This window comes from Paenibacillus sp. FW507-14B1B (assembly GCF_058781425.1).
Genome location: NZ_JBYSWS010000002.1, coordinates 371,275 through 393,593 on the forward strand (window position 1 = coordinate 371,275; position 22,319 = coordinate 393,593).

The window sequence follows — 22,319 nt, forward strand, 5'->3', positions numbered from 1 at the left end:
GTCATTCCTCCACCCGTAAATGGCGTTCAATGTTTTGTTAGATTACAATTCTTCTACGATGATATTACTATTCGTATATACACAAACTTCAGAAGCAATTTGAAGCGCTTCTCTAGCGATATCACGAGCTTCCATATGCCCAGCATGACGTTTCAACGCACGTCCAGCCGATAACGCAAAATTGCCGCCTGATCCTATGGCAAGCACATCATCATCAGGCTCAATGATTTCGCCTCCACCGGAAATGAGCAGCATTCCTGTTTTATCCATTACGATCATTAACGCCTCTAACTTACGAAGGATCCGGTCCTGTCGCCAATCCTTGGCTAATTCCACTGCAGCACGCTGCAGGTTCCCATGATGTTCCTCCAGTTTTCCTTCAAATTTCTCAAACAAAGTAATCGCATCCGCCACAGAACCGGCAAAACCGGCGACAACTTGTCCCCGGTAAAGACGGCGCACTTTTTTGGCGGTCTGCTTCATTACAACACTTTCCCCGAAAGTTACTTGTCCATCTCCAGCAATAGCGGCTTTACCGTTATGCCTAACTGCACAGATGGTCGTCGCGTGAAAAGTCATTTCCATGATGGCGGACCTCCCTAATACGAATTATGAGTTAGCGTTAAGAGCATTCGCTTCAATGAAACCACGAACTTGATCGAGAGCCCGATTAGCAAGCGCCTCATTCTTCTCTTTTTTGTTACGGATACGAGTACCTAGATTTGGCAAGAGGCCAAAGTTCGCATTCATCGGCTGGAAATGCTCCGGATCAGCATTCGTGATGTAGTATGCCATACTTCCGATGGTCGATTCCTGTGGGAATACAACTCCATCAAGATTCTGTGCAGCTCTAGCGGCGTTAATGCCGGCAATAAGTCCAGAAGCTGCTGACTCTACATAGCCTTCTACACCTGTCATCTGACCAGCCAAGTACAGGTTCGGACGATTCTTCACCTGATAAGTAGGCTCCAGCAATTTAGGAGAATTCACAAATGTGTTTCGGTGCATAACACCATAACGTACGATCTCTGCATTCTCAAGACCAGGAATCATGGATAAGACGCGCTTCTGCTCGCCCCATTTGAGATGAGTCTGGAAGCCAACGAGATTATAAAGCGTACCTGCTGCGTTATCCTGCCGAAGCTGTACAACGGCATAAGGTAACTCCCCTGTATGCGGGTTTACAAGTCCTACCGGTTTCATCGGACCAAAGAGTGCAGTCTGTTTCCCGCGTTTCATCATGACCTCAATTGGCATGCAGCCTTCGAAGTAAATTTCCTTTTCGAATTCTTTAAGTTGTGCCACTTCGGCATTGATTAGCGCATCATAGAATGCATCGAACTCTTCTTCAGTCATCGGACAATTTAGATACGCTGCCTCACCCTTATCATAACGAGAAGCAAGATAAACCTTGCTCATATCAATCGAGTCTTTTTCAATGATCGGGGCCGCTGCGTCATAGAAATAAAAATAATCCTCGCCCATGAGGTTTCGAATTTCTGCGGACAGCGAAGGTGAAGTGAGCGGTCCTGTTGCGATAACAACAATACCTTCTTCAGGTATATGCTGAATTTCTTCATTTACAACCTCGATCAAAGGATGATTATGAAGTGTATTCGTTATTTCACCTGAAAACCCATCACGGTCTACAGCAAGAGCTCCCCCGGCCGGAACGGCATTCCGATCGGCGGAGCCGATGACTAAGGAGTTCAGCATCCGCATTTCTTCCTTAAGTACGCCTACCGCATTGGTCATCCCATTAGCTCGAAGTGAATTACTGCATACGAGCTCAGCAAATTTATCTGTATGATGAGCCGGTGTCTTCACAACTGGCCGCATTTCATATAAAGTTACTGGTACGCCGCGACTTGCAATTTGCCAAGCCGCCTCGCTTCCAGCGAGTCCAGCGCCAATAACGGTAACTCTTTGTGATTCTGTCAAGTTAATACCCCCTGTGTACCTTACAAATCATCTGTCTCGTCTTGTTCTTCCACCATTTCAGAATGGTCGCATGCTGTACATTGCAGTTTGATACCCTGTTTACTCTTCTTCTCGACCATCAAACTACTGCAATTTGGACATGGTTTTAGTGATGGTTTATCCCAGGATACAAAGTCGCATTCTGGATATCGGTCGCAACCATAAAAGACACGTCCCTTTTTGCTACGTCTCTCTACAACATGGCCATCTTTACACTTAGGACATGCTACCCCGATATCCTTTATAATCGGTTTTGTATTTCTGCAGTCTGGAAATCCTGAGCATGCTAAGAATTTTCCAAATCTACCGAGCTTATATACAAGATGCTTTCCGCATTTTTCACAAATTTCATCTGAAACTTCATCTTCAATCTCAATTTCTTTCATTTCTTCTTCAGCAACTTCAAGCCTTTTCTCAAAGGACTCATAGAATACGCCAAGTACTTTAACCCAATCCTCGGAGCCTTCCTCAACATGGTCAAGATCCTCTTCCATGTTAGCAGTAAATTCAACATTTAGAATCTCAGGGAAGAACTGTTCCATCTGTTCAATAATGAGTTCACCTAGTTCCGTTGGAACGAATTTTTTCTCCTCGATCGCAACGTATCCACGTTTCTGAATCGTTTCTAGTGTAGGCGCGTACGTACTTGGGCGTCCAATACCCAGCTCTTCCAAGGTACGAACCAAACGTGCCTCTGTATACCGCGGTGGCGGTTGAGTAAAATGCTGTTTCGGCTCAATCTCTTCTCTGGACAGCGCATCACCTGTATGTAATTCAGGCAAAAATTTCTCTTCTTCTGTCGTACCATCATCGTTACCCTCTACATATACCTTCATAAAACCGGGGAAGCGTACTTTCGATCCCGTTGCACGGAATATAGTAGGCCCTGCGGTAATGTCAACAGATAAGGTATCCAGTATGGCTGAGGCCATCTGACTAGCCACAAAACGCTCAAAGATTAATTTATACAACCGAAGTTGATCACGGCTCATAAAAGGCTTCATGCTTTCCGGATCACGAAGTACCGAAGTCGGACGAATCGCCTCATGTGCGTCCTGTGCATTAGCCGCTTTTTTAGAATAATTTCGAGGGCTTTCTGGTACAAATTTCTCACCGTATTTACCCACAATAAACTCTTTGGCTTCATCTTGAGCTGTTGTTGAAATACGTGTGGAGTCCGTACGCATGTACGTGATCAGACCGACTGTACCTTCTTTTCCGAGCTCAACGCCCTCATAGAGTTGCTGAGCAACTGACATCGTCTTAGCAGCCCGGAAACCTAACTTACGAGCAGCCTCCTGCTGAAGTGAACTCGTTGTAAATGGGGCAGATGGATGACGCTGACGTTCTCTTTCTTTAACATCCGCTACTTCGAACGAGGAACTCTGGATCAAAGAAAGAATTTCGTTAACTTCCTGCTCATTATTAAGTTCCTTCTTGACTCCATTAAGCTTCAGAAACTTCGCTTCAAAAGCAGTACCGTTAACTGCAAGCTTAGCTGTAATTGTCCAATACTCTTCCGGCTCGAAAGCACTGATCTCATTCTCTCGGTCCAAAATAATCTTAACCGCAACGGATTGTACACGTCCCGCGGATAAACCCTTTTTAACTTTCTTCCATAATAGTGGACTAATCTTATAACCCACCAGACGATCCAATATACGTCTTGCTTGCTGTGCATTTACCAAGTCCATATTAATTTTGCGAGGTGTTTTAAACGCATCTTTTACCGCTGTTTTTGTTATTTCGTTAAATACAACACGAAGGCTTTGAGTTTCATCCAGCTCTAGTGCATGGGCAAGATGCCATGCAATTGCTTCCCCTTCACGATCGGGGTCAGCCGCCAGATACACTTTTTTCACCTTTTTGCTAGCATCCTTAAGTTCCTTCAAGACAGAACCTTTTCCGCGGATCGTAATGTATTTCGGATTGAAATCGTTTTCGACCTCAACCCCGATCTGGCTCTTCGGCAAATCGCGTACGTGACCCATCGAAGCTTTAACGATGTATTTACTGCCGAGATATTTGCCAATCGTCTTCGCCTTGGCCGGCGACTCTACGATAACGAGTGAATCCGCCACAGGTTCATCCTCCTCTCCAACATTCAAACTTTCGATTAAATTATCTTATATAATGCACCAGGTAATTGGGTTATCTGCTTTTTTATGATTAAAGATAACAGAACTGAATGCAAATGTCCAAAATCCCAACGGGTCCGCTCCAGCAGATCATCTAGCGTCCCTGACCCCTGTTGCAACATATGGTATATTTCCATTTCGTCTTTTGTCAACCCGTTTACATCATATTTGTGGGAAGGAGTATCCTCATTACCATCCTTAAAGACACTCTTTTTCACTTTAGGGAGCCATGAATCATACTCTTCCAGAACATCTTGACTACAAGTAACCAATTTAGCACCTTGCTTGATTAAATCCAGTGTTCCGCGACTTTTTGGTGATGTAATGGGACCTGGAACAGCAAAGACATCTCTTCCCGCCTCTAAAGCAGCATCGGCTGTGATCAGTGAACCACTTCTAGCATCTGCTTCTACCACCAAAGTGCCTAAGGTGATTCCAGCGATTATACGATTTCGTTGTGGAAAAAATCCCGGATGTGCCTTTGTTCCTGGAGGGTATTCAGAAATTATGAGACCTTTCAATGCTATTTCTTCATATAAAGATCGATTTTCCGGTGGATAAATAACATCGATTCCCGCTCCAAGAACAGCAATTGTTCCACCCCCGCATCGCAATGCTTGATCATGAATAACACTGTCAATCCCCCTTGCCATACCACTGACTGCTATAAATCCAGCCCCGCACAACTCTTCCGTTAACATCGAGCCGATCTTTCGACCATAGGCGGTTGGTACACGTGTCCCAACGATGGCAATTCCCGGTTGTTTAAGCAGATGAACATTACCTTTCAGATATATAACCCAAGGTGCCTGAGGAGATGACTTTAACATGTCAGGGTATGTCGCATCAAGTGCGGTTATGATCTGTTGGGATTCATTAGACAATTTCAGACAATTTTCATCAATAATTTCACGAAGTTGCGTAGACAATCGACGTGCAATTTCAACATTCAATCCAAGCGCAACCCAATCCCTCTCTTCAAATCGAATCATATCCTCTCCAAAAATACCATTCACAATCAATCGGTGAATCGTCTTCCACCCAATTCCATCAGTCTCATGAAGAGCAACCAACAAAGCTCGTTCAATCAATTCCTTCATTATATAACCCCCAAATTATTGTTATTAAAACACAAAAAGCAACCCTTCATTTCCGGTCAGGAAATAAAAGGTTGCTTACCTACTTCAATATGAAGCTACTTCACACTTAGTGTGTTGTACACAAACTAAGAATGCCTTTCTCTTCAAGCACACTTACAAGTGTTGAACCCATCTCAGATGGTGTTGGTGCGACTTTAATTCCACAGGCCTCAAGTACGGCCATTTTTTCCTTAGCCGTACCTTTTCCTCCAGAAATGATAGCGCCTGCGTGTCCCATCCGTTTGCCTGGAGGCGCTGTAACACCGCCGATAAAGCCAACAACTGGCTTCGTCATGTTCGCAGCAATCCATTCAGCTGCTTCCTCTTCTGCTGTACCACCGATCTCACCGATCATAATTACAGCGTGAGTCTGAGGATCTTCATTAAAGAGTTTAAGAATATCGATAAATTCAGAACCCTTAACCGGATCTCCACCGATACCTACGGCAGATGATTGTCCAATTCCGCGCGTAGTTAGCTGATGAACTGCTTCATACGTCAAAGTTCCGCTTCGGGAAACAACGCCCACATGACCTGGCATATGAATGTAGCCTGGCATGATACCGATCTTGCACTCACCTGGAGTAATTACGCCAGGGCAGTTAGGACCGATCAAGCGAGTCTTCTTACCTTCCATATAACGTGCAACTTTCACCATATCTAATACTGGAATACCTTCTGTAATACAGATGACAAGTTCCATTTCTGCATCTACGGCTTCCATGATGGAATCTGCTGCAAATGCTGGTGGTACGTAGATAACGCTAGCTGTTGCACCAGTTGATGCTTTAGCTTCTTCTACTGTATTAAATACAGGAAGGCTTACCGTTTCACCATTCTCTAGTGTAATCTCAACTTCAGTTCCGCCTTTACCGGGAGAAGTTCCTCCGACCATTTGCGTACCGTAATCGAGTGCACCTTTTGCATGAAACAGGGCCGTTTTACCTGTAATCCCTTGTGTGATGACTTTTGTATTTTTATCGACCAAAATACTCACGATTGATTCACATCCCCTATCTTTATTTGAAAATGAAAGCAACCGCACGGCTAGACGGACGAACCATCCTACGTGCCATGCCCCTTCAGGAATGAATATTACTGAACGAGTGAAACGATCTTCTGCGCTCCATCAGCCATGGAATCAGCAGGAACGATATTCAGTCCGGATTCAGCCAAAATCTGTTTGCCCAAATCAACGTTTGTACCTTCTAAGCGAACAACCAATGGACGTGTAAGTCCAAGCTGTTTCGCTGCTTCTACCACACCGGATGCAATAACATCACAGCGCATAATTCCACCAAAGATATTAACGAAAATACCTTTTACCTGTGGATCGGATAAAATAATCTTGAACGCTTCGGTTACTTTCTCCGTTGTAGCACCGCCCCCAACATCGAGGAAGTTAGCAGGGTCGCCGCCGTAATATTTAATAATATCCATGGTAGCCATAGCAAGACCTGCACCATTAACCATGCAGCCAATATTACCATCTAATGCTATGTAACTCAGGTCATACTTGGATGCCTCAATTTCCTTCTCATCTTCTTCTTCCAGGTCACGCAGTTCTTGAATGTCTTTATGACGGAACAATGCGTTGGAATCAAAGTTAAGCTTGGCATCCAGAGCCATAACGTTTCCATCACCTGTTACAACCAATGGATTGATTTCAGCAATCGAGCAGTCTTTCTCAACAAATGCAGTATACAATGCGATCATAAATTGCGCCGCCTTGCCTACCAGCTCTTTCGGAATATTGATCGCATAAGCTAGTTTGCGAGCTTGGAACATCTGCATACCAACAGCTGGATCAATAGCTTCCTTAAAGATCTTCTCAGGAGTTGCTTCAGCAACTTCTTCGATCTCTGTGCCGCCTTCTTCAGAAGCCATCATAACAACGCGCCCGGTTCCCCGGTCCACAACCACGCCGATATAATACTCCTTACGGATATCGCAGCCTTCTTCGATAAGTAAACGCTTAACCTCTTTACCTTCTGGACCCGTCTGGTGAGTTACCAGCACCTTACCCAGAATCTCTTCGGCATAAGCACGAACCTCATCAAGGTTCTTGGCAACTTTAACGCCACCTGCTTTACCACGTCCACCTGCATGGATTTGAGCTTTGACAACGGTTACGGGACTGTTAAGCGACTTCGCTGCCTCAACAGCTTCCTCTACCGTGAAAGCAACCTTGCCGTTAGGAACGACAACTCCATATTGCTTCAGTACTTGTTTTCCTTGATATTCATGGATATTCATTCTGGAATCCTCCTATCAACATGACTGGAACAAGGCTTTATAAACCTATCTATACAAACCCAAGCTATTGTAACATGTTTTTAAAACGCTTACCTTAAAAAGTTCACAACTTATCCACAGCTTTTTGATATGGATATGATTGCACCGAGAGAATGATTGGGAATTTATGTAAAATAATTCCGGTACTATCTTTGAATACTTCGCTCCAAAACCGTGCTATATCAACGCTTTTTTAACCATTTGATTAAAAGTAAAATTAATATGATACATGCAACGATAGAGATCATAGCAGAAATTAATGATATGATAATCGTTTCCCAATGAATAGCCATGAGTTGCCTCCTATCATCTATTATTAATAAACTTGTCAATCAATACCTCTACTTTCTCGTTAAAAACACTAGCATTATGTGGGAAAATTGTAAACGTTATAGATCTCATTATGTTTGACTTTTAGGTATGTACTCTCTTAAAATACCAACTATAGAAAATAAGGAAGCACCTTTTTTCAGATATCAGTCCGACTGTCCTTTTGACAGTGACAGAATTCAGAAAGCAGGTGTTTTTTGTTATGTACGGAAAACTTTACAGTGCCTGTCTATACGGTATTGACGGGGTTGTCATTCAAGTTGAAGTTGATCTGGCTAACGGTCTTCCACAGACCTCAATTATCGGACTACCCGACTCTTCCATTCGGGAATCTGTCGAACGTGTAAGGGCTGCTATTAAGAATTGCGGCTATACCTACCCCATGCAAAGAGTTACAGTCAATCTAGCACCCGCCGATCTGCGTAAAGAAGGCTCCTCCTTCGACTTGGCTATTGCCCTTGGAATTCTAACAACAAGTGGACAACTGACTTTAGCTTCTTCAGATCGATTGCTCATGCTCGGAGAACTTGCACTAGATGGTAGCTTAAGACCTGTTACAGGTGTACTTTCGATGGTAGAACGTGCAAAGAGAGATGGATTTCAAGGCGTACTCCTCCCACGTGACAATGCGGCCGAAGCTGCTTTAATCGGCGGCATAAAGATCTACGGTATAAGCCATCTGTCAGACCTTACAGAGGTAGAAATGCCGGATAAGGAGAACTCTAACGATCATAAATCTTCCGTATCACGTAATAAGAAAGAAGAGCCTATTACCGTATCTCTATCCCGCTTACAGTATCATCCTGAAAACACAACTAAGGATCGTAGGAAAGACCGCCCGGAAGCTTCAATCGAGGATTATAGCGATGTTCTTGGACAGCTCCATGTCAAGCGAGCATTAACAATTGCAGCGGCGGGAATGCATAATATCTTACTTATCGGACCGCCGGGTACAGGAAAGACGATGCTCATAAAAAGGCTTTCCACCATCCTCCCAGCATTAAGTGAACAGGAATCTCTTGAAACGACCAAAATTTTTAGTGCAGCAGGAAAACTGAAGCAAAGTGAAGGTCTAATTCATAACAGACCTTTCCGTTCACCTCATCACACAATATCGACCGGTGGCTTAATTGGCGGAGGAACGATCCCGAAACCTGGCGAGGTAAGTCTGGCACATCGTGGAATTTTGTTTCTTGATGAGCTACCCGAATTCTCTCGAAGTGTCCTTGAAGTGTTGCGGCAACCCTTAGAAGATCATGAGGTGACCATCAGCCGAGCACGTGCTGTATTCACCTTCCCTGCCCGCTTTATGCTGGCTTGTTCCATGAATCCTTGTCCGTGTGGGTATTATGGAAGTGATCACCCTCTTCATCGCTGCTCTTGTTCATACCAGCGTATTTCACAATACCGCGCCAAAATATCTGGGCCTCTACTTGATCGGATCGATCTTCAAGTGGATGTACCTAGACCGAAAGAATGGCCAAGTGGCACCATGCCATTGTCATCTGAAGAGATGCGATCGCAGGTGAATACCGCTCAGCGCATACAAAGTGCTCGTTACCGGAATACTCCTTTTCGTTCCAATAGCGAACTATCAGGAAGCGCCTTACGTCGATTCACTAAGCTTGGAAATGACGCAGCTGATCTTCTTCATTCCACGCTTGATATGCTTGGTCTGAGCATGCGCGCCTATGATCGAATACTGAAGCTTGCTCGAACTATTGCTGATCTCGAGGGGTTAGCTGAAATCTCCTTTGATCATGTCGCTGAGGCAATTCAATACAGGCAGCTGGATAAACAAGCAATTACCACGGATGAAGTTATGCACTAAAATGCGTATCTCTTATGTAATTAACTATTCTATAAAAAAGCCGGAAGTATAGAAGCTCCAACTATGGGAGCTACTGAACTTCCGGCTTTTTCTCTTGCTCTCATCATTTAAATGCATCAACTGCTATCTATGCTTTAAAATGCCTGCTCGATATGCTCAATAGAAGCAACTGATTTATCAGGGTTAAGGATGACAGCCACCACGTCAAAACGAACGGGAACATCATAACTCTTCCTACAATGAAGATACTGCTCGGCCATGCTGCGAACTTGGTTAATCTTACGCTGGTTAACGGATTCGGAAGGAGTTCCAAACGTCAAGTTTCCACTTCGACTGCGAACCTCGATGAACACCAACATATCCTTGTACTCTCCAATAATATCGATTTCCCCTGTACGATTCCGCCAATTCCGTTCCACAATACGGTAACCTTTTTCCATCAAAAAAGTCGCTGCTGCGGCTTCTGCCAAGGCTCCTTTTAGTTTACGAGTATCCTTCTTATCATCTGAGCTAGGACTCAACTTATTCGACTCCCTTCCTTCGCAGCACTTTCTGCTTGGTACACATAAGTTAGCACCTCAGCCACAAGTTGATAGAGTTCTGGAGGAATCTGCTGATCTAAATCAAGCTTGGATAGTACTTCAACGAGCGCTGCATCCTCCTGTACCGGAACACCATTCTCCTTGGCCCGCTCTAGAATGGTATCCGCCAGTTTACCTTGTCCCTTGGCAATGAGAATTGGCGCTTCATTTTCTTCAGGGGCATACTTGAGAGCTACTGCCTTTTTCATGGCTAGAGGGGTTTCTGATTCTTTACCCTTCATATTCTGTAGTCCACCCCTTTATAAGTTTGTGGTGTATATTCGGAAGCTGTATTTCCATTACTTTGATCCATAACAGATTCGGAGATCTCAGGAAATGGACTTGTCTTCATGCTGAGGAGCTGATATCCAATAGATTCCACTCCAGCTGCCAGCTCTTTTTTTCTGGATTCAAAAAGTTCTGAAACCCAAGGCTGGTCATTACGCAAATTCAGGCTCACAATCCGGTCTACAACATGAACATCAATCACCGTTGGACCCAAATGCTTCATATCTAGGTCAAACCACAACCGGCAGTTTGTTGCATCCAGTTCACCTTTTCTACCTCTACGGGATTGAATATGTACGGAAGCTGTCTGCTCTCCGTCTGCCCCATGAAGCGGGATAAACATCGTAACCTGAGCAAAGGGTGCTGTTCTATCTGTATTTAATAGGAGCTGTTGTCCGGTCATATGCTGAATAAGTTGTCCTGCAGCTTCTTTAAGGGCTGGGGGAATGTCATTGCTTGCAGCTAGCTGAAGTAGCAATCCTTTTAACGTTTCCTTCGCATCCGTTGAACTAGTGGCTAATGGTCCCGTGTTGTTGAGTGGCTGCTGCGTATTCATATCCGCTTGATCTACTGGGTTAGCAGCAGCTGCCAGATTGGCAGCAGAACTCTGAACACTATTAGCCGTTTGTACCTGGGCAGATGAACCCGCCATTGCCGCTTGGGGCGCCTGAGTCATCGTTTGGGAGGGCAATCCTGGTTGGGATACACTAGACTCTTGTACACCGCGCTGGGCAGCCTGTGTGACAGGCGTAGCGCCTGCCTTTTCTTGCGCAACAACAATAGAAGGAGCAGCCGCCCCCTGAGCTGCTGGCGCCGCAGATGGCTCCCTAGGGGCTTCTGCGGCGATGTTAGGGCCGGCTCCCGAACCTCCGCTCTGCGGGTTCGGATTGCCGGCTTGCCCGGCGGCAGCGGTGCTCGCCGCCGCACCCTGCGCGGATGGCTGCGCCCCGCCGCGCAACACCTGCTGCTCGTGCTCTGCACCGAGCAGCTTCAGAAGCCGCCCCACCCACGGCTCCGCACCGTGGGTGGGCGGCTTCGGCGAAGGGCCTGCGGCTCCTTCGCCAGGCTGCGCCGCCTGTGCCAAAGGCGGCGGCGCACTCTCTGCCGCCGGCCCCGTGGCCACGGCGGCTTGCCCTGCTGCCGGCGGCATCGCCGTGCCGGCAGTTCCCGAGGCCGGCTGAGGCGCTGCGGCGCCGGCCCAGGGGCCTTGCTGCGCGAGCTCGCCGCGCAGCTGAGACAGCAGGCTCTGCAGCTTCGTCAGCAGAGCCTGCTGTCCGCTGCGAGCGCTATCCGCAGCAAGCGTCGATCTATCGCCCGCTCCTGTTTGAAGTTCAGCCCCCGCTGCTCGATCCATATTAACTGTGGCCATGTTAGCCATTCCTTCATTTTTACCATTCGTGCCAGCCACAGGACTATTCCCAGCAGTTTGGACTGCTTGACCTTTATTTGACATCTGAGCTTGCAGTGCTTCGCTAAGCTGATTTTCAAGCGATTCAAGCAACGCATGAAGCTGAGGACCGAATACAGCTTGGTGCAATCCTTTAACGCTCTCCGGAGTAATCGGCAACCCCCGATGAAATGCAATAGCCGAAGACTCCAGCCATTCCGTTAATGGAACTTGAGGAGGCTTTACAGCAAGCATCTCTTTAAACTGAGCTATATTTTCCTTCGTTAATGGAATGCCTACGCTCTGCATCCCGCGAATCATTTCCCGATTCTCTTTCGTATCCGGTAAATTAGCGAATTCAAGCACTTCCATCATTGAGGATGGAGTTAGCGTCTGATTGGCAGATGGACTTAAAGGCTTAAGCACAACTGCCCCTTCCTCCCCTGGTGGCTGCACTTGAAGAAGAGCTGTTTCCCCTGCTCGAAGCGGTGTCTCCAGCTTCGCCTTTACTTGAACTCCTTGTATTTGCACGACGGCTTCCTGTCCATCCTCTGATACATTCATAACAACACCGCGAACGACCTGACCTGGCTTCATATCCAGTGTCTTGCTCTCGCCCGCTCTCTGTTCACCAAGAAGCCCTCGAATCAACGATCCGATGTTCACGATCTGTTCCTCCCTAAGCATCCATTTTCCTTATATATCGGCAAAAGCCCGCCTTTTTACAAGGCGGGCTGTGCAAGAAATTTAAAATAATGATAACTGCTCAAACTCAATATTTCTCAAAAAGCTCCGGCGATGCAGCGGTGTAGGACCCAGAATTCCGAGCTGTTCACGATGCAGCTTCGTTGCATAACCTTTATGTATAGCAATCCCGTATTCTGGATAAGCCTCGTTCCATGCTCCTTCGCATAACCGATCTCTTGTCACTTTTGCGACAATAGATGCTGCAGCAATCGATTGACTGTTGGCATCACCTTTTATAATCGCTAGTTGTGGAATATCACAATCCACCTTCTCTGCATCAACAAGTAAGAACTGCGGAGTCACCGCAAGCTCCTCAAGCGCCATCTTCATTGCCAACCGAGCAGCCTGTTTAATATTAATTCGATCTATAGTCTCGGCATCAACACATCCTATACCTACCGCAAGCGCCTCTTCCATAATCTGATCATACAAAGCATCCCGCTTCTTCGCACTCAGCTTCTTAGAATCATTAATTCCCTCAATCACTAATCCTTGCGGGAGAACAACAGCAGCAGCAATAACATCACCAAATAAACAACCGCGTCCTACCTCATCAATTCCCGCAATAAATTCATATGCAGGCCAATATTCACGTTCATAGGATAACAAATCACTCATCATAAAACTCCTTGGTGCCTGGTCAAAAAAGGCTACATTTCATTTATTCTTCGAATAAAGAACAACATTCAAATCTATGAATCTATTCTAAAATCATATCATATGTACCTAAAAACAGTCACCTATCTTTAGGCTTTTTAAAATATCCCATAACAAAAAAACCACCTTTACGGTGGTTTCCCAAAAAACGATTAGTAAGGTGCTTCCATGGAGAAGCGTCCCATTTTTCCAGCACGTAACTCACGTAAGAATAAGCTTGAGGCTTTCTCCAAATCTATACGCCCCCCACTTACAACACAACCGCGTTTACGGCCAATGTCTTCCATTACAGTCACAATCTCATCCGGATTCTCAAAATCCTCAGGACGCTGCTTTAAGTCGAAACGCTCACTCATCGGCTCCCAGTAATATTTCGACAAGTATTTAACCGCAAAAAACGCAATGTCCTCAACGTTCAATATTTCCTCTTTGATAGCACCGGTCACGGCTAGACGGTATCCAACATTTTGATCTTCAAACTTCGGCCACAAAATGCCTGGCGTATCAAGCAGTTCCATCTGGCCGCCTGCAACCTTAATCCATTGCTGACCTTTTGTTACACCTGGACGATCTCCTGTTGCCGCAATGCTGCGGCCAGCAAGTCGGTTTATTAATGTAGATTTACCTACATTCGGAATCCCAACGATCAGGACTCGCATTGCACGGGGATTTATACCCTTGGATAGCATTTTATCAATTTTTTCTTTCAACAAAAGTTTTACCTGATCTGGTATCTCTTTGACCCCTGATCCTGTCTGAGCATCTACCGGAAATGCAGTATGACCCTGCTCTTTAAAATAAGTTAGCCATTGACGTGTCACCTCTGGGTCAGCCAAATCTGCCTTGTTCATAATGATAAGGCGCGGCTTCCCCTGTAAAATATCGTCGATCATCGGATTGCGGCTAGATAGCGGCAGTCTGGCGTCAATCAGCTCTATAACAGCATCAATCAACTTCAGTTTATCCTGTATTTGACGGCGTGCTTTTGTCATATGTCCTGGAAACCATTGTATCGTCAACGTCGTCACCTCACAAAAATTCCAATTCCGTTATTCTTCTTATTCCCTGTTAGTGATTAATAAAACCAATATCTTTAAGTGGCCAGAAAATCAGATCTGCTCGGCCGATAATGTCTTCGAGTGGAACGTATCCAATCATTCGACTATCTGTACTGTTGGATCGATTGTCTCCCATTACAAATACATGCCCTTCAGGTACCTTACCGTCTGGGAAGTCTGTGTTCGGGAAATTCAGACTGTTATATAGTCTGTCTTCTGAATGAGCTTGGTCAATTGCATCTTGTATGTAAGTCTCGCTTACGGTTTTACCATTCACAGTGACTTTGTCGCCCTCTACTTGAACTGTATCACCAGCAACAGCAATGACGCGTTTGATGAAATCTCTTCCCTCGGAAGGCACGTGGAATACGATGACCTCACCACGCTCCGGTTTACGAATGTCGTAAAGAATTTCATTCACAATAAGCTTCTGACCTGTTACGAAGTTAGGCTGCATGGACGGTCCTTGTACGATGAAAGGTTGAAACAGAAGCCATCGAATAAGAACTACGAGAATTAGTGCAATCAGAAGGGCTTTTAGCCACTCCACTAACTCATTTTTTTTCTTCTTAGCAGGACTCTCTGATTCTCTTGCTTCGAATGTTTCCTGATGTGTATCCTGTTGCATAATTCACCGTCCTCTCTTTTAATTGATGATCTACAGCACTATGATCAAATTTGGATATACAAAAGGGGCTTGTATATGCGCACAAGCCCCTTTTACCGTCCGTTGATTAACGACGAATTTCTTTAATTCTCGCTGCTTTACCACGAAGTTCACGAAGATAATAAAGCTTCGCACGACGTACTTTACCACGGCGAGCCACTTCGATTTTCTCGATTTTAGGCGAGTTGATTGGGAAAGTTCTTTCCACACCAACACCGTAAGAAATTTTACGAACTGTAAAAGTCTCACTGATTCCGCCACCGCGACGTTTAATTACAACACCTTCGAAAACTTGGACACGCTCACGAGATCCTTCGATAACCTTAACGTGCACTTTTAAAGTGTCGCCAGGACGAAAGCTCGGAATATCCTTACGAAGTTGTTCTTGAGTAATCGCTTGTACGATATTCATCTAGGACTCCCTCCTCTCACACAGGCGTTCTTGCATCTTCCGGAAAATCTTCTATTCCCCATCATTATCCGCAGAGGACCACCGTATTCACAACAAAAGAAATTTTAACACGAATCTTAGGAAGAAGCAAGTGAATAGTATATTTCAGACCAGATTGATGAATCCTATTTTATCATAGAAAAAGCCACTGCATATTACAGTGGCTTAAAGACATGATCTATGAATCACCAATTCTTAGAGCTTCCATCAGTTCAAAGCATCTTCACTACTCTTCTCCCTTGCTCCATGACGCTCAGCATAATATTCTAATATATCATCTACGGTATGGAACTGTACTTCATCATCCTGCTTATCCATGCGGTTATATTGTTGATCATAGTTTGTATTTGTCATTTGATAAATCCTCCTAAATATCTTTCCAGTAGCTCAGCCATGATATAATTACCCCGATTTTTCGTTTTTGCATCGTTTTCACCTCTACTATTTTTAAGATTCGATTTTTATAACGGTGAATATAGTACTTACTGATGGGGAACCAATTTCTTTTGATGCAGAAGATAGATTATAAAGCTCTACCCTATTTGCTTCATCTAAATTCAACACGATTGAGCCGTAAACCGTGCTATCCATAGCGCTGGACTTCGTATTTGATCGATTAACGATATCTCCATTGATCACAACACCAAATGCTTTAGGGTCCACTTGGTCATCTGTCAATATTATTTTCCATTCCATATAATAAAAACCTGATGTAGGGATAATTAAAGCAGATGTTCCATCAAAAGATATGTTATCCAAAGAGCTTTGATTAAAACGAATTGGCATTGCAGGCATCACCGTTTGGGGTACTTCTCCACTAAGATAAAGCAAACTTCCACTCACAGTTGACTTCTTTCCAATGTTATTAGATTCTCCAATTAAACCTCCCGAATCTGAAAAACGTGTAGCACTTACAAGAACATTCAAGTCATCAATAGAAGTAGCCAAAGCTTCAGTAAAGTCTGTCATTTGTGCATGTATATGAGAAGTTGGACGCAATTTCTGAGCATGTAATGAAGCAACCTCAACCTTCTCACCTAGCATACATGATTGATCATTCAAAGAGGTCTTACTAATCGGATTCTCTTCTGTTGTAGACACGATCTTCATTTGTAACATTCTCATAACAACATCTAGGTCGGGGCGAATTATCTCCTCCAGACCGATCCGGGCGGATAGTGGTGTAATGATGGCATAAAAAGCGGTGATCTTTTCCCGGACGTCTTCGATGTTCGATAGACTTGGAATTACAGCGATCTTCTGAGCAGCAATGCGAGCAATTTTCTTTTCAGTTAAAGTATACGGCATTTCATTAATCTGACGACTAAGGTTCTGCACTTGAAACTTCAGAAGTGTAAAACTTTCATTCGCTTGAGTGGTTAATACCTGAGATGTATAAGTACCTATCTCTCTCAACAGAAACACGAACTGATCTGCTTCTGATTTTTTTACACTTAAACGTGAAGAAACTGGGATATGGACTTTTTGTTGCTTCTTTTTGATACTGCTTTTTCTCCTCATTTTATGTCCTCCATCCCTACTACTCTATCCCCTCCTATTCAGACCATGAACAAAAAAGCAATCATCCCTGGAGAGAAGGAAGATTGCAGGATCGGGATCACTCGATTCTCACCACATGCCGATCAGGTATAAAATGGATCTCTCTAGCAACAATCTCCGATGGATTATATCCACACTGATCAATTTCAAATGCCGAGCGACCAATACTCCATTTTTTGCGAAATCTTTCGGCGTTCTCAAGTGATAAGAGCTTATACTTCATATCCCTTCCACCAAACGTCCCATGTCCTTCGTGATGTATAAAAACATTCTGGGCGACCCAAAGTTTATACCCCGCAATTCTGGCCCTGATACAAAAATCATCATCCTCGTAGTTTCCAGGGAAGAAGCGTTCATCAAGCACCCCGATTTTATCAACGACTTCCTTTGGGAATAACAAACATAATCCAATTAACCGATGCGGATAAAAACCTCGACCTTGATAAATTACACTTCTAGACCTTGCGTAGTTATCCATTTCCTCCTGTGTCTTATACACAGCATCGTCTACTCGTTGAATTGGGGCTACAAAATTAGAAACCGGACCAACAATACCGATGGAAGGGTCCTTTTGAAGCCACTCATGTAAATGACGTAACCATCCCTCTGTGACTACAGTATCATTGTTAATCAACAGATAGTATTTACCCTCAGCTACCGCGATTCCCTGGTTGCATCCAGCAGCAAACCCCTTGTTCTCTTCATTCACGATTACTTTTGCATGATCGATGCTTTTCAAATACTCTACCGTGCCATCGGTGGAACCATTATCCACGAATACCCACTCATAGGGTACATCCGTATGTCGAATAATACTTTCAACACATTTTTTCGTGAGTTCGATTCGATCTCGGGTTAACATGACTATCGAAGTTAGCTCTAAAGTCATCTTATTTCCTCCATCCTTAGAGAATGCTGAATCATAAGCCCGAACTATCTAAAATATAACCGATCGATGTTTGAAGGCGAGAACCCTCTGGAACTAACACACCCAGACCATTATTGGACTGTAATTTATAATAGTGAATAGGTATAGAAGTTTCATTCAGGAAATCATCGATGGCGCCATGGACACCATTCTTTTCTCCACCTTCTGAAAGTGCATTCAGTGCGATATGGTTAAACCCACCAACCTCCAGCAGTTCTGATTGCCCTGGCTTCATCCCTTTCGCAGCATGTGGTTGTCGATATTCTTCTGGAATGGACTCAGGATAGTAATACATATCTCTCCGGCCATACGGCCAATCTACATCATGCATGAGAACGATTGGAAATCGACCTGTTCTTAACGCCATTTGCTCTACCGATTTTAATTCGTGGTATACCGTATACCAATTATGGTCCCCATCGATCAATATCAAATCATATTGATCAATCGACGGGAGCGCCTCTAAACTGAATTGTTCAAGTATCGTCACGACTTGCTCACCATAATACTGCCGTAGCAAGGCAATATCATACTGCGGACTTGGATCCACTACAATGCAGCGGGACTCCATATGTTTACAATACTGAAGCAATTTGAACGTGTTAATCCCCGTTAAAGAACCTATCTCTACAATTGTCTTCGGCTCTGCTGCGATAAGCACAGGCTTAATTACGTCATTCCAGAAACGGTGCATAACTAACCTCCATCCAAACAATATGAGACAATGATGATGGATTATGTTATGCAGTATAGCCCATCCAATATGTAACATTTTCCTACAAAAAAAGAGAAAGCCATTAGACAGGCCTTCTCTTCTTCAATATTTGATAATCAATATCATTAATCGGTGTGCTTCTCACGTTCTGTTCGGAGCTTTTCTAAGTATATCTTATCCTTTTTAGTAAGCTCGATATCTTTCAGCATCTCGGGACGTCGCTCCCATGTCCGCTTCAAAGCCTGCTCTCTACGCCACACCTCTATGTTAGCATGATGTCCGCTAAGCAGTATATCAGGCACCTTCCAACCTCTGAACTCAGCTGGACGGGTATAGTGTGGATACTCAAGGAGTCCTGTACTGAATGAATCTGTAACCGCAGACATTTCATTACCGAGCACGCCAGGAAGAAGTCTAACCACGGAATCAATGATTACCATCGCAGGAAGTTCTCCGCCTGTCAGAACATAATCTCCTATAGACAGCTCATCTGTTACCAGATGTTCGCGGATTCGCTCATCATAACCTTCATAATGACCACAAATAAAAACCAAGTGATCTTCTTTGGCAAGCTCCTCAGCCTTTTTCTGTGTAAAGGTCTCACCTTGAGGACACATCAAGATAACACGAGCTGGTTTCTTCTCAGCAACTTCCCCCGTTGATTGTGGTGCTTCGTCTTTCACAGCATCCACATCTACTGCAGAGTTCATGGATGGCGTAGACAGTACTGCCTCAGCAGCTGCAAATATCGCTTCTGGCTTAAGTACCATGCCTCCGCCACCACCATACGGCGTATCATCTACCTGTGAATGTTTATTCCCGGAGTAGGGCCGAAAATTGACTGCATTCAGAGATACAATCCCTTTCTCAGCAGCTTTACCCAAGATACTAGACTGAAATACTCCATCGAACATTTCAGGGAATAGCGTCAAAACATCAACTTTCATGTTATAACAGTCCCTCCATGAGGTGGACCCGAATAAGTTTAGCATTTTTATCAACATCGAGTACAACATCTGGAATCGAAGGTAGTAAGATCTCTTTTCCCTCTGGAGTTTTAACTACCCATACATCGTTAGCTCCTGGTGTAAGAATCTCAGTGATCGTGCCTAATTCTTCAGCAGGTTCTTCATCTGTTACTACGCGGCATCCAATAATTTCATGAAAATAATACTCGTTCTCCGGAAGTTCCTCTTGAAGATCTTCACTGATCTTAAGAAGACTATCCTTGAATTTTTCTGCTTCATTTATTCCGTTAATTTCTTTTAATTTAATGATGTACATATTTTTATGAAATCGGGATGTTTCCACCGTTACTGGCAAAGGTCTCCCGCCCTTTGCTGGCACAATAAATAAAGAACTTTTACTAGCAAAACGTTGTTCTGCAAAATCCGTATGTGGTACTACCTTGATTTCTCCACGAATACCATGTGTATTCACGATTTTCCCTACAGTAAATAACTTCTCTGACATGGTCTTCCTCCTGCATCTTGTTATGAACTTAATTCACTAAGACATATTATATTTCTTCAGCATGTACGAAAAAGGGCTAGGACATGCATCCTAACCCCCTTTCGTATATCTTTAAGAAAAATTCTCTTAAGAAATGATATCAACGGTTACCCGTTTATTCATTTTAACCGCCGCCGATGTTACGACCGTGCGCAGTGATTTGGCGATACGCCCTTGCTTGCCTATGACCTTCCCGACATCGTCAGGATGCACGTACAGTTCATATACAATCAAATGCTCCTTCTCCACTGTCTTCACGGTCACATCTTCTGGATGATCCACTAAAGCCTTAGCAATAACACGAACTAATTCTTCCATAGATGACCCTCGCGATCAGTCTTATTTCTGATGCTTAAGCTCATGAAACTTCTTCATTACGCCCGCTTTGCTTAGCAAGTTGCGAACAGTATCAGATGCTTGCGCACCATTTTGAAGCCAGTTTAGCGCTTTTTCTTCATCGATCTTAACTTCAGCCGGTTGAGCAACCGGGTTGTAATAACCGATTTCCTCGATAAAACGGCCGTCACGTGGGGAACGGGAATCAGATACCACCACACGGTAGAAAGGGGCTTTGTGAGCACCCATACGTTTCAGACGAATACGTACTGCCATTTGAAAATTCACCTCCTTCGAAAAATGTCCTACTCGTTCCTATCAATCTATCTAATCCTTAACGGAAAGGGAACTTCATACCTTTACCAGCTAGACCCTTCAATTGCTTCATGGCCTTGTTTTTGCCACCTTTAGGTCCCATCATATCAGAGAACTGTTTCATCATCCGGCGCATTTCATCAAACTGCTTGATAAGACGGTTCACTTCAGCAAGTGAAGTTCCGCTACCCGCAGCGATCCGTTTACGGCGATTATGATTAATAATGTCCGGTTGTTGTTTCTCCTCGGTTGTCATCGAGTGCACAATTGCCTCAATTCGGCCCATCTGCTTCTCGTCTACCTTCAGATCCTTAGCCTGCTTCATCTTGCCCATGCCAGGAATCATATCCATTAACTGATCTAATGGACCGAGCTTCTTCACTTGCTCCATTTGCTCTAAGAAATCTTCGAACGTGAACTCTGCGTTACGCATCTTCCGTTCCATTTCCTTCGCTTTATCAGCATCGATGTTCGACTGAGCTTTCTCAATCAAGGAGAGCATATCTCCCATACCAAGAATACGAGACGCCATCCGTTCTGGATGGAACGGCTCCAATGCATCAATCTTCTCGCCAAGCGCAGCAAACTTAATTGGACAACCTGTAACCGCTTTGACGGACAGTGCAGCACCACCACGGGTGTCTCCGTCCAGCTTCGTCAATACAACACCAGTCAGTTCAAGCTGCTTATTAAAGCTCTCTGCCACATTAACGGCATCCTGACCTGTCATTGCATCTACAACGAGCAATACTTCATCCGGAGTAACCACACTATGAATCTGCTTCAGCTCTTCCATCAGCTCTTCATCAACATGAAGACGTCCGGCGGTATCGATAATGACATAATCATGACCATTATCTTTCGCATGCTGCAGACCTTGCTTAGCAATCTCTACCGGGCTTGTCTTGTCACCAAGAGAGAACACCGGAACTTTAATCTGCTCTCCTAGAACTTCCAACTGCTTGATCGCCGCAGGGCGATAAATATCACCAGCAACGAGCAATGGGCGGCTGTTCTGCTTCAGAAGAAGCTTCGCAAGCTTACCGGATGTTGTTGTCTTACCAGCACCCTGCAAACCTGCCATCATGATGACCGTTGGTGGCTTGTTGCTCTTCGCAAGCTTGGACTGGCTTCCACCCATCAGCTCTGTCAGTTCTTTATTGACGATATCAATAATGATCATGCCTGGCGTGAAGCTGTCCATAACTTCCTTACCAATAGCCTTTTCTTTAACCTTGGCTACAAATTCCTTTACTACTTTAAAGTTGACGTCGGCTTCAAGAAGCGCCAGACGAACCTCGCGCATGGCTTCAGTTACATCCTCTTCGGATACTTTACCTTTACCACGAAGCTTACTGAACACATTCTGCAGCCTGCTGGTCAATCCTTCAAATGCCATATCCG

Annotated in this window: 23 protein-coding genes; 1 reads left to right on the forward strand and 22 read right to left on the reverse strand. The window is 44.5% G+C overall.

Features of this window, described 5'->3' with window-relative positions; translation table 11 throughout:
• Positions 1 to 42: 42 nt before the first annotated feature.
• The 6 genes from hslV to sucC all read right to left on the reverse strand — a co-directional run bounded on the left by hslV (position 43) and on the right by sucC (position 7,513).
• A complete protein-coding gene (gene hslV, locus AC3WJJ_RS09865; protein WP_422657303.1) occupies positions 43 to 585 on the reverse strand; it encodes an ATP-dependent protease subunit HslV in 543 nt (180 codons plus the stop codon).
• A gap of 24 nt (positions 586 to 609) precedes the next feature.
• Positions 610 to 1,941, reverse strand: coding sequence for an FADH(2)-oxidizing methylenetetrahydrofolate--tRNA-(uracil(54)-C(5))-methyltransferase TrmFO (gene trmFO / locus AC3WJJ_RS09870; RefSeq protein ID WP_492540144.1), 1,332 nt, complete (start codon positions 1,939 to 1,941; stop codon positions 610 to 612).
• 20 nt (positions 1,942 to 1,961) lie between these two features.
• Positions 1,962 to 4,061 carry a type I DNA topoisomerase gene (topA, locus tag AC3WJJ_RS09875; RefSeq protein ID WP_492540146.1) on the reverse strand — a complete coding sequence of 700 codons (2,100 nt, stop codon included), beginning with the start codon at positions 4,059 to 4,061 and terminating at the stop codon, positions 1,962 to 1,964.
• 35 nt (positions 4,062 to 4,096) lie between these two features.
• Complete coding sequence (dprA, locus tag AC3WJJ_RS09880) at positions 4,097 to 5,218, reverse strand: DNA-processing protein DprA (protein WP_492540148.1); 1,122 nt, start codon at positions 5,216 to 5,218, stop codon at positions 4,097 to 4,099.
• Between the two features lie 106 nt (positions 5,219 to 5,324).
• Positions 5,325 to 6,254, reverse strand: a complete 930-nt coding sequence (gene sucD, locus AC3WJJ_RS09885; RefSeq protein WP_422657307.1) for a succinate--CoA ligase subunit alpha — start codon at positions 6,252 to 6,254, stop codon at positions 5,325 to 5,327.
• A gap of 98 nt (positions 6,255 to 6,352) precedes the next feature.
• Positions 6,353 to 7,513: an ADP-forming succinate--CoA ligase subunit beta gene (gene sucC / locus AC3WJJ_RS09890; RefSeq protein WP_422657308.1), complete on the reverse strand. Its 1,161-nt coding sequence runs from the start codon at positions 7,511 to 7,513 to the stop codon at positions 6,353 to 6,355.
• A 571-nt stretch (positions 7,514 to 8,084) separates the two neighbouring features.
• Between sucC and AC3WJJ_RS09895 the strand changes: the two genes are divergently transcribed.
• Positions 8,085 to 9,713, forward strand: a complete 1,629-nt coding sequence (locus AC3WJJ_RS09895; protein WP_492540151.1) for a YifB family Mg chelatase-like AAA ATPase — start codon at positions 8,085 to 8,087, stop codon at positions 9,711 to 9,713.
• A gap of 134 nt (positions 9,714 to 9,847) precedes the next feature.
• Here the strand turns inward: AC3WJJ_RS09895 and AC3WJJ_RS09900 are convergent, their stop codons facing one another.
• From AC3WJJ_RS09900 to ffh, 16 genes are all read right to left on the reverse strand, one after another.
• On the reverse strand, positions 9,848 to 10,234 hold the full coding sequence (locus AC3WJJ_RS09900; protein WP_492540153.1) for a YraN family protein: 387 nt from the start codon (positions 10,232 to 10,234) through the stop codon (positions 9,848 to 9,850).
• A complete protein-coding gene (locus AC3WJJ_RS09905) occupies positions 10,231 to 10,536 on the reverse strand; it encodes an EscU/YscU/HrcU family type III secretion system export apparatus switch protein (protein WP_492540155.1) in 306 nt (101 codons plus the stop codon). Before AC3WJJ_RS09905 ends, AC3WJJ_RS09900 begins: the two co-directional genes overlap by 4 nt.
• On the reverse strand, positions 10,533 to 12,635 hold the full coding sequence (locus tag AC3WJJ_RS09910; RefSeq protein WP_492540157.1) for a TP0910 N-terminal domain-containing protein: 2,103 nt from the start codon (positions 12,633 to 12,635) through the stop codon (positions 10,533 to 10,535). Before AC3WJJ_RS09910 ends, AC3WJJ_RS09905 begins: the two co-directional genes overlap by 4 nt.
• Before the next feature lie 81 nt (positions 12,636 to 12,716).
• Entirely contained in the window at positions 12,717 to 13,334 is a 618-nt protein-coding gene (gene rnhB, locus AC3WJJ_RS09915) for a ribonuclease HII (protein WP_492540158.1), read from the reverse strand.
• 191 nt (positions 13,335 to 13,525) lie between these two features.
• Positions 13,526 to 14,392 (reverse strand): ribosome biogenesis GTPase YlqF, encoded by an 867-nt coding sequence (ylqF, locus tag AC3WJJ_RS09920; RefSeq protein ID WP_492540160.1) that lies wholly within the window; start codon positions 14,390 to 14,392, stop codon positions 13,526 to 13,528.
• 49 nt (positions 14,393 to 14,441) lie between these two features.
• A complete protein-coding gene (gene lepB, locus AC3WJJ_RS09925) occupies positions 14,442 to 15,059 on the reverse strand; it encodes a signal peptidase I (RefSeq protein ID WP_492540161.1) in 618 nt (205 codons plus the stop codon).
• A 106-nt stretch (positions 15,060 to 15,165) separates the two neighbouring features.
• Complete coding sequence (rplS, locus tag AC3WJJ_RS09930) at positions 15,166 to 15,510, reverse strand: 50S ribosomal protein L19 (protein WP_422657317.1); 345 nt, start codon at positions 15,508 to 15,510, stop codon at positions 15,166 to 15,168.
• 246 nt (positions 15,511 to 15,756) lie between these two features.
• Complete coding sequence (locus AC3WJJ_RS09935; RefSeq protein WP_492540164.1) at positions 15,757 to 15,903, reverse strand: hypothetical protein; 147 nt, start codon at positions 15,901 to 15,903, stop codon at positions 15,757 to 15,759.
• Between the two features lie 93 nt (positions 15,904 to 15,996).
• Positions 15,997 to 17,070, reverse strand: coding sequence for a hypothetical protein (locus AC3WJJ_RS09940; protein WP_492540166.1), 1,074 nt, complete (start codon positions 17,068 to 17,070; stop codon positions 15,997 to 15,999).
• 97 nt (positions 17,071 to 17,167) lie between these two features.
• Complete coding sequence (locus tag AC3WJJ_RS09945; RefSeq protein WP_492540168.1) at positions 17,168 to 17,998, reverse strand: glycosyltransferase family 2 protein; 831 nt, start codon at positions 17,996 to 17,998, stop codon at positions 17,168 to 17,170.
• 31 nt (positions 17,999 to 18,029) lie between these two features.
• Positions 18,030 to 18,731 (reverse strand): class I SAM-dependent methyltransferase, encoded by a 702-nt coding sequence (locus AC3WJJ_RS09950; protein ID WP_492540170.1) that lies wholly within the window; start codon positions 18,729 to 18,731, stop codon positions 18,030 to 18,032.
• A gap of 146 nt (positions 18,732 to 18,877) precedes the next feature.
• Positions 18,878 to 19,699, reverse strand: coding sequence for a tRNA (guanosine(37)-N1)-methyltransferase TrmD (gene trmD / locus AC3WJJ_RS09955; protein WP_492540171.1), 822 nt, complete (start codon positions 19,697 to 19,699; stop codon positions 18,878 to 18,880).
• 1 nt (position 19,700) lies between these two features.
• Positions 19,701 to 20,225: a ribosome maturation factor RimM gene (gene rimM, locus AC3WJJ_RS09960; RefSeq protein ID WP_492540173.1), complete on the reverse strand. Its 525-nt coding sequence runs from the start codon at positions 20,223 to 20,225 to the stop codon at positions 19,701 to 19,703.
• Positions 20,226 to 20,351: 126 nt separating this feature from the next.
• Entirely contained in the window at positions 20,352 to 20,582 is a 231-nt protein-coding gene (locus AC3WJJ_RS09965) for a KH domain-containing protein (protein WP_422657324.1), read from the reverse strand.
• Between the two features lie 21 nt (positions 20,583 to 20,603).
• Positions 20,604 to 20,876 (reverse strand): 30S ribosomal protein S16, encoded by a 273-nt coding sequence (gene rpsP / locus AC3WJJ_RS09970; RefSeq protein WP_006211361.1) that lies wholly within the window; start codon positions 20,874 to 20,876, stop codon positions 20,604 to 20,606.
• A 58-nt stretch (positions 20,877 to 20,934) separates the two neighbouring features.
• Entirely contained in the window at positions 20,935 to 22,314 is a 1,380-nt protein-coding gene (ffh, locus tag AC3WJJ_RS09975) for a signal recognition particle protein (RefSeq protein WP_422657325.1), read from the reverse strand.
• Positions 22,315 to 22,319 lie beyond the last annotated feature (5 nt).